This window comes from Jannaschia formosa, from assembly GCF_003340555.1.
In the GTDB taxonomy this organism is placed as follows: domain Bacteria; phylum Pseudomonadota; class Alphaproteobacteria; order Rhodobacterales; family Rhodobacteraceae; genus Jannaschia; species Jannaschia formosa.
In genome coordinates, this window is record NZ_QPLJ01000003.1 from 170,437 (window position 1) to 185,905 (window position 15,469).

Below are 15,469 nucleotides of genomic sequence, written 5' to 3' on the forward strand. Positions count from 1 at the left end.
CAACGCCGACCGGCCCTCAGGACGACTGCATCCGAAGGTCCTCGATCCGGTCGAGCCAACGGGCGAGCGGAGGCAGCCGCCGCGATCCCCTCGCCGCCAGCCACGCCATCGCAGAGGCGGAGCAGGCCCGCCCCGCTGCAATCGCACCGCCGATCTCGACCGGAGGCAGGCCAGCCAGCGCGCAGACGAGCACCGCGCTGCGGGGTGGCGTCGGCAGGAGCGCGAGCGCGGCGAGCACCCAGACCCCCTCCGCCTCGATCCACGCAATGACCGGCCCGGCCGCCTCGATCTCGCCGGTCAGGAACCGCGCGACGCTTCTGCTGTCGGCGATCTGCACGACGAGGGTGACGGCGACCGCCCCCAGCGCCGAGGCGATGGCGAAGGTGAGCGCGATGGCCAGCCAACGCTCCCGATGCAGGCAGGCAAGCACGAGCAGCAGGATCTGGTTCGGCAGGACGGGCAGCGCGTAGTCGAGGAAGGGAAACGCGCCCATCCGCGGATAGTAGCCGGCCCGGGCCGCCTGCCGGTCGATCCAGCGCAGCGCCGAGGCCAAGCGCGCCCTCGCCCGCCTGCCGGGGCCGCTCATGCGCGGCCTCCGCGGAGCAGTCGCTCGGGCAGGCCCGGGGCGACCCGGCGGAGCACACGCAGCACGCGCGCCTTGCCGATCCAGCTTTCCGCCCGACCGGCCTCGATGCCGCGCAGGATCGCCTCTGCCGCGTCGCGTGCCGGGATCTTGCCCCGGCCGCGACCGGCGGTCATCGCGGTATCGACCATCGGCAGGATCGCCTCGTTGACGAGGATCCGCGGCGCGTCGCGGGCGCATTGATAGCGCAGCGCCTGCGTGAACGCGTGCAGCCCCGCCTTGGCCGCGCAGTACCCGGGCGCAGCTTCCTTCGGAGCGAAAGCCACCCCCGACGTGACGTTGCACAGCAACGCCCGGTCCCGTGACCGGAGCAGCGGCAGAAGCCCCATAGACAGGACCATCGGCGCCTCCAGGTCGAGGGCTATCTCTTCCCGGGCGCGGGCCGCATGCGCCTCCGCGTCGCCCTGAACGAGCCGCATCTCGTGTTGCACGGCTGCGTTGTTCACCAGCCCCGCGATATCCGGCCGGTCCCGGCGACACCACTCGATGAGGTCATCGACGGCGTCCCGGTCCGCGAGGTCGGCAGCGCGAATCCCGCACCGCCCGCGCAGGAGGGCCGCCGTCTCTTCCAGGGCGGCACCGTCCCGCCCCACGAGGATCGGGCGCGCACCCCTTGCGTCGAGGCCGCGCGCAATCTCTCGCCCGATCCCGCGACCGCCGCCAGTGACGAGGATATCAAGGCCCTCGAGATCCATGCCGTCCCCGCCTCCTGCCGTTGCAGGAAGAAGAATATGAGCCTACGCTCACATTCTCCACTCGCGTTTCCGGGACCGGCCATGGCGAAGATCAGACCCCGCAAACACGCGGTACAGGCACGGTCTCGTGCGACGATCGCCGCGATCCGCGAGGCCACGGCTCGCATTCTGGCCGAACGCGGACTCGGCGCGGTCACGACGAATGCCGTCGCGGAGCGGGCGGGCGTCAGCATCGGATCGCTCTACCAGTACTTCCCCGGCCGGGACGCCATTCTGGCCGACCTGCTGCGCGACAAGCTGACCGCCCTGCTCGACGATATCGAGACGGCCACAGAGGCCCCGGGCTTCGACGCGGCGACGCGGGCGATGCTGACCGGGCTTGCGCGCAGCTATCTCGCGCGGCCCGCGCTGGCCTCCGCACTGCTCTATGTCGAGACGCTGATCGGGGACGACGCCGAGATCGCCGGGATGCGCAGGCGCCTCGGCGAAGCGGTGGTCGGTTTCCTTGTGCGTCACGACATCTCCGAACCAGAAATCGCCGCGCGGGACATCGTGGCGATGACCCGTGCACTTGCGATGACGGCGGGACTTGCCGGCGAGACGGACGAGGCCGCCGTGGTGGACCGGATGGCGCGCGCGGTGTCGGGCTACCTCGGCAGAACGCCCTGAGGGTCACGTGAAAGGGGCAGCCGGCGGTCTGCCGGCTGCCCCTCCGCTTGTCGTGCGAGGCGTTCCCGTCACTCGTAGACGGGCGGCACCGTGCTTGCCAGTTCCGGCCAGTCCGCGATCGCGTTCAGCCCCTGCATCGGCTGGTTGTAGCCCTTGTGGCAGGTCGCGCAGGCGGCCTTGGGGGCGTCCGCGTAGAGCGGGCCGAGGCGGTGGGGCGGGTAGACCGGACCCAGCGGTTCGAGGAAGTCGGTGTTGAGCTCCTGCACCATCAGGATCGCCAGCGACGCGTTGGACCATTGCGGCGTGACCTGCCCCGGATCGTAGAACGCCCGGCTGTTGTGGCAGAACACGCAGTTCACCCCCAGCGAGTTGGAGAAGTAGTTCATCAGCGAGTAGGTTCGCTCCGTGTCCTGGATCGAGGCGTAGGCCCCGACGCCAGGCTGCCCGGCCACGCGGCTTTCGAGGTCGTGGACCGCGATGACGTTGTCCTCGTAGAGATAGCGGTAGAGCGCGTCCGAGGGCAGCGACGTGTATTGCGACTGCGGCGTGACGTAGTTCTGGACACTGGCCCAGCCCTCGGTGGCGTTGGTCACCGGGTCGATGCGGAACCAGATATCCGACGGCACGTTCTCGCCGCGGTGGCAGGTATAGCAGTTCACCCCGACCTCGGCGTTGTAGTTGACGTGCGCGTTCCACTCCTCGTTGATGTACTGCGTCATCTGGATCATCCGCCGGGAGACGACCTTGGTATAGAGGTCGTCGTCGGCGTAGTTCCCCTCGTCCGCGCCCGCATGGCAGTAGGCGCAGCCCTGATCCGGCGCCACCCAGAGGGTGATCGCGTTCATCAGGCGCAGGAAGTTGCCCTCCGAGACGCCGCCCAGGACCTGGACGTTCTCGTAGATCTCCGCGGCGAGGGGCTCCCCCACGTCGCGGGGATAGGGCGCCTCGGTATAGTACTCGATCAGCGTCGGGTCCGGCGTGCGGGTGGCCAGCGAAGCCACCTGCATCCCGATGCCGCGCGGGCCGGTCTGGGTGAACTCGTCGTTGAACGGGTTCCCCCAGCTGACGACGAGGGCCGACAGGACGACCGCTCCGCCCAGGGCGCCGACCAGGATCGCCGGCCCGAAGACGTTGGTCGGGTTCTCGGAGTTCCAGTCATTGAACCACTTCGGAAACATCAGTTCACCTCCGGAACGTAGTACTCGTAGCCATAAGGCTCGAGATAGGTGGGGGCGAAGTTGTGCTCCTGCGCCCAGATGAACCAGTTGTCGACGACCGTGCCCGTGAGCAGGATGCCGATGCCGCCGGTGATCGTGGTCAGGACGGCGAACCACCAGGCCCAGCGGTGGATGCCTTCCATCGAGGCGTTGAAGCCCATGGTCCAGCGCCAGAACAGCGAGGCGCGCTCGGTCGCGGTTCCGCGGTCATAGATCTGCTCGAGTTCCCGGTCGCCGCCGTAGCGGGTGACGGCCAGGATTGTGGCGCCGTGCATCGCGAACAGCAGGACCGAGCCGTAGAGGAACACGATCGAGAGCGCGTGGAACGGGTTGTAGTAGAGGTTCCCGTAGCGGATCGAGAAGGCCGTGGTCCAGTCGAGATGCGGGAAGATGCCGTAGGGCACGGCCTCGGACCAGGATCCCATCAGGATCGGACGGAAGAGGCCCAGCACCAGGAACAGCCAGATCGCGGAGGCGAAGGCCCATGCGACGTGCTTGCCCATGCCGTGCTGCTGCGCGAGGAAGTAGGACCGCGCCCACCAGGACATCACCGAGATCAGCAGGAAGAAGCTGGAGATGATGTACCATCCGCCGTCCTGCAGCGGCGGCATCGTCAGGCCGTATTCCGGCGAGGGCGGGTCGAGCGACAGCCAGAACAGCTGCCGGATGAACTCCGGGATCGACCAGTCGACCTGCGCGAGGAAGTTGAAGCCGATGATGTTGAACCACAGCGTCCCGGTGATGAGCGAGACGACCCCGAAGAAGCCCAGGTAGATCGGCCCCACCTGCGCGTTGCCGATCAGGCCGAGCAGGGTCGAGAACGAGGTGCCTTTGGTGCGTTCCCGGTGCATCTCGTTGGCGTTGTCCATGCCCATCTCGGGGGCACCTTGGACCTGCACCTGGGTGAAGATGTTCTGATATTCAGGCCACCAGCTCATGTCATAGTCCTCCCGTCACCGGCCAGATCGGCAGCGTCAGCCACCAGTTCCACCATTCGGGCCAGCCCCTGGTCCAAAGCGGACCGCTGATGATGATGCAGACCGCCGACCAGAAGCCGGCGTTGATCGCGAGCAGGAAGCCCAGGCGGTGGATGCCCAGCGTCCCGATCGAGTAGCCGATGAAGTCGCGGAAGAAGGTGTCCTCGTGATCCGGAGTCTTGGCCTCCTCGCCCTTCTCGGGGTTGGCGGCGGACAGGATCAGCGCCCCGTGCAGCGCGAGCGCCAGCGTGGTGGTGAAGAAGAAGGTCACCGCCAGCATGTGCGCCGGGTTGTAGTGGAAGTGCAGGTAGGCGTAGCCGGTGTTCGACACCCAGTCGAGATGGGAGAAGATGCCGTAGGGGAAGGCGTGCCCCCAGGCGCCCATCAGGAAGGGGCGGAAGACGTTCAGCGTCACGAAGGCGAAGATCGCGACCGAGAAGGCGAAGGGCACATGGTAGCCCATGCCGAGCTTGCGGCAGATCTCGACCTCGCGCAGCGCCCAGCTCACGAAGGAGCCGACCGCGCAGAAGGTGATGATCTGCCAGAGCCCGCCCTCGCGCAGTGGCGCCATGCCGAGGCCGTAGGCCAGGTCGGGCGGCCGGATGTCGATGAGCCAAGGATTGGCCTCGCCCTGCCAGGACGCGCCGATGAAGACGAGGATCACCCCGAGCAGGGTGAAGAAGGCGCCGGACACTCCGAAGAAGCCGACGTAGAACGGCCCCACCCAGAAGTCGAACAGGTCGCCCCCGATCAGCGTCCCGCCACGGACGCGGTATTTTCTCTCGAAGCTGAGCAATGCCATTGGCAGCCTCCGCGCTTTGGGGACGGGTCGTCAGGGCGCGGGGTCGTGCCACGCGAGCCGTCGAATGAAGGGGAATTGGATCGCGGGCGGCTGGCCGCCCGCGATCCGGATCGCATCAGTCGATCGCTGCCGCGAGGCGCGCAGCCTGGCTCAGCTCGAACCAGTTGTAGCCATCGTAGGAAAGCAGAACGAGATGGATCATCGCCGCGAGCAGGAAGAGGAACACCCCCTGCGCCACGAAGACCCTGCGGGGGTCGAAGACCAGCCAGATCTTGTAGAACTTGCTCATGATCTATCCCCTCACCAGCTGAACCAGGGGAACACGATGTAGGTGAGCAGGTGGGCCACGACGGCGACTGCCGAAAACAGCCAGAGCCCGCTCAAATACACCGCGTGCAGTTCCTGGGCCTGCTCGTCGGTCAGACCTGTGAAGGACAGGTCGGTTCTGTCAGCCATGGGAAACTCCTTAGGACTGACGCCGCACACCCTGCGGCCGGGCCCCGGTGCCGCCTCATTGCGACACCGGCCGTCCATCCTCCTGGCGGAGGATGGAAACGGTCGCTCCCATCCGCCCGGCCGCGGGAGTGGAAGCCTATGACGACCCCGGCGTGTCTGACGTGCCGGGGTATCTCGTGGCGCCCCGGGGCGGGGGCACCGATTCCGCTCAGATCGAGCAGATGGTCGTGGTCACGTCCCGCGCGCGGCGGACGGCATCGGTCAGGATGCCGGGCCGCGGGGCCGGATCCGAGGTCAGGATCGCCACGCCCGCACGCAGCGCCGCCAGCGGCAGCGACAGCGCGAAGACGGGGACGAAATAGGCCTGATACTCCCAGCCCGGAGCCCTGCGGCTGCGGTGGTGCATCGGGGTGTTCGAGGTCATGTCAGACATGGGAGTCCTCCTTGGTCTCATGGGAAGGGGCGAGGCGGGCGACGGTGGCGCGGTCGACCCGCGCGGCGCCTGCATTGAGGGCCGCCCGCTCCGCGTCGTCGCGGAGGCTCTTGGCGGCGGAAATCCGGGTCAGCACCGGGAAGCCCGCGACGATGCGGTCGAGCAGGGCCTGCGCCTCCGGCTCCCAGGGGAAGTCGCGGCGCAGCGGGGTGGGCGTGGCCTCGGCCGCGTCCATCTCGGTGCCCAGCGGCAGGATGTGGAACAGCGCGTCGAAGAGGCTGTTGCAGATCTCCTGCAGCAGGTAGGTCGCGCCGGCATAGCCCATGAAGGGCGTGCCCGTGGCGCGACGGATCGCGGCGCCGGGGAAGGAGGCGGGGATGAAGGCCGGCTTCGGCCCGTGCCCGCCCGCCATCTCGGCGAGATACATCTTCTCGTTGATCGACCCCATCAGGATCAGCGGCCGCTTGCCGTGGATGTCGGCGCGCACACGGTCGTTGTCGGACTTCTTCCCGGCCACCCGCGCGGTTGCGAAGGCGCAGGGCAGGCCCAGATCGTCCTCGAGATACTTTCGGATGCCGCGCGTGTAGGTCTCGTTCGCGACGATCCCGAAACTGGCGGTCGCGAAGAAGTCCTGAGTGACCGAGCGCCAGAGGTCCCAGACCGGCTTCAGCGTCGAATGCTTCTCGGTCTCGATGAAGGGTTCGGGGTCGAGCCCGGTCAGCCGGCCAAGCTCCCGCAGGAAGAGGGTCGTCGACTCCATCCCGATCGGGGCCTGCAGGTAGGGCTTGCCCAGAACCTCGCAGAGCCCGCGCCCGAACTCCCGGTACATGCAGATGTTGACGTCCGCGTTCACGAGATTGCGCATCTCGGCAAGATGGCTGCCCAGCGGCATGACCATGTTGACCTCCGCGCCGATCCCCTCGACCAGGCGGCGGATCTCGTGCAGGTCCGAGGCCATGTTGAACGTGCCGTACATCGGCCCGAGGATGTTGACGCGGGGCCTGGCTCCCTCCTCGCGCGCGGCCTCTTTGGGCATCCGGCCCTTGGTCATGCCGAACTCGGTGAAGATCCAGGTCATGGCGCGGTCGGCGGCCTGCCACTGGTCCTCGTCGATGGTGCGCGGAAGGAAGCGCTGGATGTTGGTGCCCTGCGGGGTCACGCCGCCGCCGATCATCTCGGCGATCGAGCCGGTGACGACCACCGCAGGCAGCGCCGGGTCCAGCGTGCCCCAGGCCCGCTTCATCGCGCCCTCGGTGCCCTCGCGGCCCAGCTCCTCCTCGCCGAGCCCCGTCGTGACGATCGGCAGCTCGTGCGGCGGAAGCGCGTCGGTGTAGTGCAGCACGCTCGTCACCGGCAGGTTCTCGCAGCCCACGGGCCCGTCGATGACGACCTGCAGGCCCTTGACGGCGCAGAAGGCATAGACCGCGCCCCAGTAACCGCCCGCCCTGTCGTGATCCTGGATCAGCATGCGAAGGCCCTCCCCTTCGATGCTCCCCAAATATGCCGGGGGGTGCGGGGGGCTGGCCCCCCGCTTCGGCCATATGTCACGCGCGCGCCCATCAGATCATCTGCGCGGCCTGTTCGGCCCGCGCCTTCTTGTCGAGTTTCTTCTGATGCGCCGCGCGGAAGTCGGGACGCAGGTTCGGATCGCCTTCCCAGATGCCGGCGGTGTCGCCATGGCCCACGCCGTCGAAGAAGCCCTTCATCCGGCTCATCCGGTCGCGATTGCCCATCGCAGCATTCACCACCTGCTGCAGCGATCCGGCCCCGGCGGGACCCATCAGCGGGCGCGCCGAGATGAGGTTCGTGAAGTAGAGCGAGGGGATACCCAGCTCCTTCGCCTTCTGGACGACGGGCGTGGTGCCGATGGCCAGGTCGGGGCGCAGGCCCTCGACCACGGCCAGGTCGTCCTCCAGCGAGGCGCGGAACTTCACGGTGACGCCCTTCGCCTCCAGCCAGTCGAGATCCGGCGCCGACCACGGCGTCTTCGGGCAGGCCGTGCCCACATATGGCACCGTGGCGCCGCTCTCGATCAGCAGGCGGGCGACGAGGAGCTCGGAGCCTTCGTAGCCCGACACCGTCACCGTCCCGTCGATCCGCGCGGCGGTCAACGCGCTGCGGATCGCGGGAATGAATTGATTCTGCACCCCGGCAACAACGTCGCGGGCAATCCCGAACGCATCGCCGATCGAGGCGAGCCACGCCGCCGTCCCGTCCGCGCCCACGGGGGCGCTGGGGAGGATCGGGCGTCCGGCCGCCTGAAACTCCCGCACGGAGGCGGTGTAGAACGGGTGGATCGCGGCGACGGCGCCGCAATCCAGCGCAGAATAGAACTCGCGCCACTCACGGCAGGGAACGACCGGACCTGCCGCCAGACCGAGTGGCGCGAGCATTCCAGCTATACCCAGAGGGTCAGCTGGAAACATTTCGCCCAACAGCGTGACTGTCGGACGATCTGACTTGCCCGCGGCGGGAGCGGGCACGGGGCCGGCCGCCGCTTCCTTGCGGGCGTAGGAAAGCATGGCTCCGGCCAGTACGTCCTTGGCCTCGGCATGGGTGGGAATGCCGAAGCCCGGCACGTCGATGCCGATGATCCGGACCCCGTCGATTTCGTCGGGCAGAAGCCGGAGCGGCACGCCGCTCGCGGTCGGCACGCAGAGATTGGTGACGACGATGGCGTCGAGCTTCTTCGGGTCGGCCAGATCGTGGACCGCCTCGCGGATGTCCTCGAACAGCTTGCCCGTCACCAGCGTCTCGCTGTCGAAGGGCACGTAGCCGACCGAGCGGCGCGCACCGTAGAAATGCGACACGAAGCTGAGCCCGTAGACGCAGCAGGCCGACCCCGACAGGACCGTGGCCACGCGCTTCATGCGCAGGCCGACGCGCAGGGACCCGAAAGCCGGGCACATGCTCTGCGGCTTGTCATGCGGCCCGACGGGATAGTCCGCCTTGAACCGGTCCAGCAGGTCGCCCTGCCCCGCCTTGCGCGCGGCCTGCTCCATCGTCTCGGACGAGGAGCACCCGCCCGTGGGGGCGTCGTTCATATGTCCAAAATCCTCAGGCATCGTCGTAGACGACCTCCAGCGAGGGCTTCGGCGCGTAGAACTTGCCGCGCATGTCGGCATCGGTCGCGGGCACCAGCGTATAGCCCGCGCCCGTCTCGGACCCGTCGAACAGCGCGAGCAGCCCGTCCTGGTCGACCGGCGTCGGCCGGACCGGGGGCGCCACGGCGACCGCGTCGCCAAGCTGGGCGAACAGGGCGCCCCAAGGCGAGGCGTCGGTGCCGACGATCTGGTAGTTGGCGGACTTCTTCCTCAGGTCGTCGTCCTGCGGGATCGAGGCGAGCACCGGGATGCCCGCCACCTCGGCGAAGGCCTTGGCCTCGCCCGAGCCGTCGTCCTTGTTGATGACCAGCCCCGCGACGCCGACATTGCCGCCCAGCTTGCGGAAATACTCCACCGCCGAGCAGACGTTGTTGGCGACATACAGCGACTGCAGGTCGTTGGAGGCGACCAGGATCACCTTCTGCGCCATGTCGCGGGCGATCGGCAGGCCGAAGCCGCCGCAGACCACGTCGCCCAGGAAGTCGAGCAGCACGTAGTCGAAGTCCCAGTCGTGGAAGCCCAGCTTCTCCAGCAGCTCGAAGCCGTGGATGATGCCGCGCCCGCCGCAGCCGCGCCCGACCTCGGGGCCGCCCAGCTCCATTGCGAATACGCCGCCGCGCTTGAAGCAGACATCGCCGATCGCGACCTCCTCGCCCGCAAGCTTCTTGCGGGTCGAGGTCTCGATGATCGTCGGGCAGGCCTTGCCGCCGAACAGCAGGCTGGTCGTGTCCGATTTCGGGTCGCAGCCGATCAGCAGCACGCGCTTGCCCTGCTCGGCCATCATGTGGCTGAGATTGGCGAGCGTGAACGACTTGCCGATGCCGCCCTTGCCGTAGATCGCGATGATCTGCGTCTTCGAGGTCGGCTCGCCCTGCGGGACTTCCAGACTGGGCTCTTCGCCCGCCTCGTCGCGCAGACGCTGAGAGAAGTCTTTCAGGTTCGGAACGTCGTCGAGGCTCATGAAGGCGTCTCCCAGTCGAGGATCATCTTCAGACAGTCGATCGAGTCGAACGCCTGGGCATAAGCGGCCGCCGCATCGGTGGCGGGCCGCGTGTGAGTGATCAGGCCATCGAGCGACACGATGCCGTCCTCGACCAGATCGCGGGTCGCGACGAGGTCGTCGCGCGTCCATTCGGCGGAGATGCGGAAGCGGGCTTCGCGCATGAAGGCGGGCGGATAGGCGAAGGCGACGGGCTTCGGGTAGAAGCCGGCCAGCACGATCTCTCCGCCCTTGGCGAGGCGCCCGACCAGCTCGTCCAGCAGCCCGACATTGCCCGAGGCGTCGTAGATGGTGCGGTAGTCGCGGCGGGTGTCGTCGGCGGGGTCAATGACCTCGTAGCCGCGGGCGCCGCTGCGGCGCTCCGGCGCGGTCTCCCAGACGGTCGGGCGGCCACCGGCGGCGACGGTCAGGCGGGCCAGCAGGCGCCCGAAGGCACCATGGCCGACGATCAGCTCGGGCAGGTCGGTACGCAGACCCACGATGGCGTGGCGCGCCGTGGCGGCCAGCGCCAGCAGCGCGCCGCGCGGCCCGTGGCCTGCGTCGATCTTCACCAGCCGCTCGGCCGGGGTGACGATGCGCGAGGCGGCGGCGCCGAACAGGCCGCGCGCGCCGTCGTAGCAGTCGGCGCCGGGCACGAAGACGCGGTCTCCGGGACGCAGCGCGTTGGTGGCGCGAACCTCGACCACCTCGCCCACGGCCTCGTAGCCGGGGACCAGAGGATAGCCCATCCCGGGGAACGGGGGCATCTCGCCGGACCAGAGCAACCGCTCGGTCCCGGTGGAGATGGCAGAGTGGCGGATGTCGACGACGACCGAGCCCGGCGCGGGATCCGTCAGGCCGAGCGCGTCGAGGGCGATGGCCCCCGGTCCGGTCATGATGATCGCCTGCGTCTGCACCGTCGCCCCTCCCTGGGTGGGGAGCCCCGAGGACTCACCCGTTCCCTCACTCTCGCGGACAGGCCTCGATATGTCAATCTGTCCTGACAGATTGTCTGTCATCTTTGTCTGTCATTTGAACGCCTCGACTACATGGGTCACGAAGGGACGGGTCGTCCCGGCATCGCGGATCCGGGCAAAGCCCGCCCGGCGCAGAAGCGCCGTCACCTCCTGCGGAGAGCGCGCGCGCCCGGTGCCCATGGCCATGCAGTAGAAGGCAAAATAGGCGTCGCCCGCGCGATGCGGCCGGGGGCCGCCGGTCATCGGCTCGCTGACGACGAGGCGCCCACCCTCGGGCAGGACGGCATGCACGTCGCGCAGCAAGGCCAGCACCGTCTCGTCGGCATGATCGTAGAGGACGCGCACCAGCGTGACGGTGTCCGCGCCCTCGGGCAGGCCGTCGTCGCGGAAGCTGCCGGGGGTGATCCGGACCCGGTCCGAGAGGCCCGCGGCGGCGAAGGTGTCAGCCGCGCCGGACAGGACGGCGGGCAGGTCGAAGAGATGCAGGCGCGGCCCGCGATGGGCCTGCCCGAGCGCGGCCAGGAAGGCGCCGGTCCCGCCGCCGATATCCAGCACCTCACGGGCGCGGGACAGGTCGACGCGGCGCAGCGTCTCCTCGGCGACGAGGACCTGGCTCTCGGCCATCAGCGTCGAATAGCGGCGCGCGACGTCCGGCGCCTCGGCCGCGGCGGCGCCGAAGACATAGGGCCAGAACAGCGCCAGCTCCGTCTCGCGGCCGCGCAGCACCGAAAGCGGGTCGGCGAGGTCGCGGTAGAGCACGGAATGATGCGATACCATCGCCTCGAGCCCCGGCACGCCCAGCATCGCCGCGCCCCGGCGGGCCAGGCGATAGGCCCCGTCGCGCTTTCGGAAGAGGCCGAGCGCCACCGCCGCGTCGCAGAGCGCCGCCATGCGCGGGGCGGCGATGCCGGTCCCGCGGGCCAGCGCCTCGGCCGTCAGCGGCCCGTCGGCGAGCCTGTGGGACAGTCGGAGCTCGACCACGGACCAGAGGACCTGCGAATGGACGAAGCCCGCGACGATGTCGAACAGGGCCTCGCCGTCACGGCGGGCGATGCGGCGCAGGACGGGGATGCGGGCACAGAGAGACTGGAACCGGCGCGACGCGGCCAGCCGGGTCGTCCATGACCCGCCCCCGCGCCGCGCCGGGGGCTCCAGTGCCGTCATTCGGCGGCGGTCGCGTGATGCGCAGGGACCAGTCGCTTGGCGGTGCGGTGCACCATCTCGGCCAGCATCGCCTCTCCGGCGCAGGCGGGGATGGAGGCGATGGCGCCGGAGAGGATATCCTCCAGCCGCCGGATCGCGCCGTCGACGCCATAGGTCGCCACCGCCGAGGGCCGACCGTGGATCGCGTCCTGCCCGGTGGGCTTCCCGGTGTCCGCCTCGCCCTGCATGACGTCCAGAAGGTCGTCCGCAACCTGGAACGCCTCGCCGATGCGGGCGCCGAGTTCGGTCCAGGGCTCCGCGTCCTGGCCGGCGGCGATCGCGCCCATCCGGGTGGCGGCGGTGAACAGCGCGCCGGTCTTGGCGCGGTGATAGGTGGCGAGATCGACCACCTCCTCGCTCTCCCAGCCCTGTCCGGCGCAGATGCCGTGGGGCATCCCGGTATGGCGCGCCAGCTCCGCCGTCAGCCGCAAGGCGCGGGCGGGATCGGAGGTACCGGTCTCGGCCAGCGTCTCGAAGCCCTGCACGATCAGCGAATCGCCCGCCAGCACGGCCAGCGCCTCCCCATAGGCGCGGTGGACCGAGGGCTTGCCGCGCCGCGTCTCGGCGTCGTCGAAGCAGGGCAGGTCGTCATGGACGAGCGAGGCGCAGTGGATCAGCTCCAGCGCGGCGGCGGCGCCGTCCGACAGCTCCGGCCGGTCGTCGCCGCAGGCCATGGCCACCGACAGCAGGATCGTCGGCCGGATCCGGGCCCCGCCCGGCTTCACCGCATGGTGCAGCGCCGCGGCCAGCTTCGGCGGCGGCAGGCCCGAGGTCGCCCGCGCGAGCGCGCGCTCGATGCTGCCTTCGATGCGGGTGGAGAGCGGCATGGCGGACCTCGGGGCTGGACATGTCAGGTTCGATTGACAGATGATGTCACCTAGTTTGGACATAAACCTGTGTCTGTCAACTCGGACCGGAGGGGTCATGGGAAACAGGGTCGTCGTCATCGGAGCCGGCATCGGCGGCCTCGCCTCGGCGATGCGTCTGGCCGCGCGAGGCTGCGACGTCACCGTGCTGGAGCGGGCGCCGCAAGTCGGCGGCAAGATGAGGACTTTACCAAGCATCGCCGGGCCCGTCGATGCCGGACCGACCGTGCTCACGCTGCGCGACGTGTTCGACGATCTCTTCGACGCCTGCGGCACGACGCTCGCCGCCCATGTCACGCTGGAGCCGCTGGAGGTGCTGGCCCGCCACCACTGGGAGGACGGGAGCGTTCTGGACCTGTATCCGGACGCGGACCGCTCCGAAGCGGCCATCGCCGCCTTCGCCGGCCCGAAGGAGGCCGCCGCCTTCCGCGCCTTCCACCGCGACACCGCGCGCCTGTTCGATGCCTTCGAGGCGCCGATGATGCGCGCCGCCATGCCCAGCCTGGCGGGAATGACCGGCGTCGTCGCCCGCGACCCGGGCCTGATCCCGGCGATGGCGCCGGGCCGGTCGCTCGCCGGGGCGCTGGCCCGGCGCTTCGGCGACCCTCGGCTCCGGCAGCTCTTCGGGCGCTACGCGACCTATGTCGGCGGCGACCCGGCCGCCTCTCCGGCGCTGCTGTCGCTGGTCTGGCAGGCCGAGTCGCGTGGCGTCTGGACCGTCGGCGGCGGCATGCACCGGCTGGCGGCGGCGATGCGCGCCGTGCTGGAGGGCCTGAGCGCAAGGGTGATCTGCGGCGCCCATGTCGACCGGATCGAGGTGCAGGCCGGTCGCGTCGCCGCAGTCCATGCAGCCGGCCATCGCCACGCCTGCGACGCCGCCGTCTTCAACGGCGACCCGGCGGCGCTGCATCGCGGCCTACTCGGCCCCGCACCGGTCCCTGCCCGCGCGGTGACGCCGCGCAGTCTCTCGGCCTTCGTCTGGTCCTTCGCCGCGCGCGTGACCGGACTGACGCCCGCGCATCACAACGTCTTCTTCGCCCGGACCCCGAATTCGGAGTTCCCCGAGATCGCCCGGGGCCGCCTGCCCTCGGACCCCACCCTCTACGTCTGCGCGCAGGACCGGGGCGCCGGTGCCGCCCCCAAGGGGCCCGAGCGCTTCGAGATCATCGTCAACGGCCCGCCCCGGGCCGCTGCCCCCCCCGACCCGGAGGAGACCGAGACATGCCGCGAGACGACCTTCACCAGACTGCACCGGATGGGACTGAGCTTCGACCGGCTCCCGGGGCCGGACCGGCTGACGACGCCCGAGGGCTTCGCGACCCTGTTCCCGGCCTCGGACGGATCCCTCTACGGGCGGAGCCCGCACGGGACGCTCGCGGCCTTCGCCCGGCCCCGGGCGCGGACGGCCCTGCCGGGGCTCTATCTCGCGGGCGGTGGGACGCATCCGGGGGCGGGGGTGCCGATGGCGGCCCTGTCCGGCAGGCTCGCGGCCGAGGCGATCTGCACGGACCTCGCTTCGACCTCGCCGTCCCGCCGGATGGCTACGGCTGGTGGTATGTCGACGGGGTCAGCCACGATGGGACCCGCTCGCTCTCGGTGATCACCTTCATCGGCTCGGTCTTCTCGCCCTGGTACGGATGGTCGGGGCGCGCCGACCCCGAGGACAACGTCTGCATCAACGTCCTGCTGTCTGGCCCCGGCGGGCGCTGGACCATGACCGACCGGGGCCGAGGCGCCCTGCGCCAGACCGAGGAGACGATCCGCATCGGCCCCTCGGGGCTTCGCTGGGACGGCGAGACGCTGGTGATCGACCTCGACGAGGTCTCCACCCCCCACGGGCAGCGCATCCGGGGCAGGATCACCCTGACCCCCCGCGCCGTGACCGAGGTCGAGGTGCCGCTGAAGTCGGACGGGACCCATGTCTGGCGCCCGCTGGCCCCGGCCTCGGACATCGTCGTCGAGATCGACCGGCCCGGCTGGTCCTGGGAGGGGCACGGATATCTCGACTCGAATTTCGGCACCGCCGCGCTGGAGGCGGACTTCGCCTATTGGCACTGGGGCCGCTTCCCGGTCCCGGACGGGCGCGTGATCTTCTACGAGGCGGAGCTGCGCGACGGCTCCGAGACGCGGGTGGCGCTGCATTTCCGCGACGACGGCACGGTCACGCCGGTCGATGCGCCGCCGCTGGCCTCGCTCGGACGCTCGTCCTGGCTGCTGCGGCGCGAGACGCGCTGCGACGCGGGCCACCGGCCCCGGGTGATCCGCGCGATGATCTCCGCGCCGTTCTACGAGCGCTCGGTCGTCGAGACGGTGATCGACGGGCATCGCAGCACCGGCGTGTGGGAGGCGCTGGATTGCGACCGCTTCGCCGCCTGGTGGATGAAGCCCCTGCTCGCCCTTCGGGTCCCGCGCCGGCCGGGGTGGCGGTTTCCGGACTGAACGCCCATA

Annotated in this window: 17 protein-coding genes; 3 read left to right on the forward strand and 14 right to left on the reverse strand. The window is 69.7% G+C overall.

Features of this window, described 5'->3' with window-relative positions; all coding sequences use genetic code 11:
* Nucleotides 1-16: 16 nt before the first annotated feature.
* Both DR046_RS05195 and DR046_RS05200 read right to left on the reverse strand, forming a co-directional pair.
* Nucleotides 17-586 carry a hypothetical protein gene (locus DR046_RS05195; protein WP_115380681.1) on the reverse strand — a complete coding sequence of 190 codons (570 nt, stop codon included), beginning with the start codon at nucleotides 584-586 and terminating at the stop codon, nucleotides 17-19.
* Nucleotides 583-1,338, reverse strand: coding sequence for an SDR family NAD(P)-dependent oxidoreductase (locus DR046_RS05200; protein WP_115380683.1), 756 nt, complete (start codon nucleotides 1,336-1,338; stop codon nucleotides 583-585). Before DR046_RS05200 ends, DR046_RS05195 begins: the two co-directional genes overlap by 4 nt.
* A gap of 81 nt (nucleotides 1,339-1,419) precedes the next feature.
* Between DR046_RS05200 and DR046_RS05205 the strand changes: the two genes are divergently transcribed.
* The gene (locus DR046_RS05205; protein ID WP_167766903.1) at nucleotides 1,420-2,007 is read left to right on the forward strand and encodes a TetR/AcrR family transcriptional regulator; all 588 of its coding nucleotides are present in this window, start codon (nucleotides 1,420-1,422) and stop codon (nucleotides 2,005-2,007) included.
* A 68-nt stretch (nucleotides 2,008-2,075) separates the two neighbouring features.
* Here the strand turns inward: DR046_RS05205 and pufC are convergent, their stop codons facing one another.
* The 12 genes from pufC to DR046_RS05265 form a co-directional block, all read right to left on the reverse strand.
* A complete protein-coding gene (gene pufC / locus DR046_RS05210; protein ID WP_115380687.1) occupies nucleotides 2,076-3,185 on the reverse strand; it encodes a photosynthetic reaction center cytochrome PufC in 1,110 nt (369 codons plus the stop codon).
* Nucleotides 3,185-4,162, reverse strand: coding sequence for a photosynthetic reaction center subunit M (pufM, locus tag DR046_RS05215; protein ID WP_115380689.1), 978 nt, complete (start codon nucleotides 4,160-4,162; stop codon nucleotides 3,185-3,187). The genes pufC and pufM overlap by 1 nt, the downstream gene beginning before the upstream one ends.
* A 1-nt stretch (nucleotide 4,163) precedes the next feature.
* A complete protein-coding gene (gene pufL / locus DR046_RS05220; RefSeq protein WP_115380691.1) occupies nucleotides 4,164-5,003 on the reverse strand; it encodes a photosynthetic reaction center subunit L in 840 nt (279 codons plus the stop codon).
* Between the two features lie 115 nt (nucleotides 5,004-5,118).
* Nucleotides 5,119-5,292 carry a light-harvesting antenna LH1, alpha subunit gene (gene pufA, locus DR046_RS05225; RefSeq protein WP_115380693.1) on the reverse strand — a complete coding sequence of 58 codons (174 nt, stop codon included), beginning with the start codon at nucleotides 5,290-5,292 and terminating at the stop codon, nucleotides 5,119-5,121.
* 11 nt (nucleotides 5,293-5,303) lie between these two features.
* On the reverse strand, nucleotides 5,304-5,459 hold the full coding sequence (gene pufB / locus DR046_RS05230; RefSeq protein WP_115380695.1) for a light-harvesting antenna LH1, beta subunit: 156 nt from the start codon (nucleotides 5,457-5,459) through the stop codon (nucleotides 5,304-5,306).
* Nucleotides 5,460-5,667: 208 nt separating this feature from the next.
* Nucleotides 5,668-5,892, reverse strand: coding sequence for a cytochrome PufQ (gene pufQ, locus DR046_RS05235; protein ID WP_167766905.1), 225 nt, complete (start codon nucleotides 5,890-5,892; stop codon nucleotides 5,668-5,670).
* The gene (gene bchZ, locus DR046_RS05240) at nucleotides 5,885-7,360 is read right to left on the reverse strand and encodes a chlorophyllide a reductase subunit Z (protein ID WP_115380699.1); all 1,476 of its coding nucleotides are present in this window, start codon (nucleotides 7,358-7,360) and stop codon (nucleotides 5,885-5,887) included. Before bchZ ends, pufQ begins: the two co-directional genes overlap by 8 nt.
* A gap of 91 nt (nucleotides 7,361-7,451) precedes the next feature.
* A complete protein-coding gene (bchY, locus tag DR046_RS05245) occupies nucleotides 7,452-8,936 on the reverse strand; it encodes a chlorophyllide a reductase subunit Y (protein ID WP_167766907.1) in 1,485 nt (494 codons plus the stop codon).
* 13 nt (nucleotides 8,937-8,949) lie between these two features.
* Nucleotides 8,950-9,957, reverse strand: a complete 1,008-nt coding sequence (locus DR046_RS05250) for a chlorophyllide a reductase iron protein subunit X (RefSeq protein ID WP_115380703.1) — start codon at nucleotides 9,955-9,957, stop codon at nucleotides 8,950-8,952.
* Nucleotides 9,954-10,892: a chlorophyll synthesis pathway protein BchC gene (bchC, locus tag DR046_RS05255; protein ID WP_115380705.1), complete on the reverse strand. Its 939-nt coding sequence runs from the start codon at nucleotides 10,890-10,892 to the stop codon at nucleotides 9,954-9,956. Before bchC ends, DR046_RS05250 begins: the two co-directional genes overlap by 4 nt.
* A gap of 111 nt (nucleotides 10,893-11,003) precedes the next feature.
* Nucleotides 11,004-12,116: a methyltransferase gene (locus DR046_RS05260; RefSeq protein WP_115380707.1), complete on the reverse strand. Its 1,113-nt coding sequence runs from the start codon at nucleotides 12,114-12,116 to the stop codon at nucleotides 11,004-11,006.
* Nucleotides 12,113-12,982: a polyprenyl synthetase family protein gene (locus DR046_RS05265; protein ID WP_115380709.1), complete on the reverse strand. Its 870-nt coding sequence runs from the start codon at nucleotides 12,980-12,982 to the stop codon at nucleotides 12,113-12,115. Before DR046_RS05265 ends, DR046_RS05260 begins: the two co-directional genes overlap by 4 nt.
* Before the next feature lie 97 nt (nucleotides 12,983-13,079).
* Here DR046_RS05265 and crtD point away from each other — a divergent pair, with 97 nt between their 5' ends.
* Both crtD and crtC read left to right on the forward strand, forming a co-directional pair.
* Nucleotides 13,080-14,621, forward strand: a complete 1,542-nt coding sequence (gene crtD / locus DR046_RS05270; protein WP_115380711.1) for a 1-hydroxycarotenoid 3,4-desaturase CrtD — start codon at nucleotides 13,080-13,082, stop codon at nucleotides 14,619-14,621.
* Nucleotides 14,618-15,460, forward strand: a complete 843-nt coding sequence (gene crtC, locus DR046_RS05275) for a carotenoid 1,2-hydratase (RefSeq protein ID WP_115380713.1) — start codon at nucleotides 14,618-14,620, stop codon at nucleotides 15,458-15,460. Before crtD ends, crtC begins: the two co-directional genes overlap by 4 nt.
* The last annotated feature ends 9 nt before the right edge of the window (nucleotides 15,461-15,469 follow it).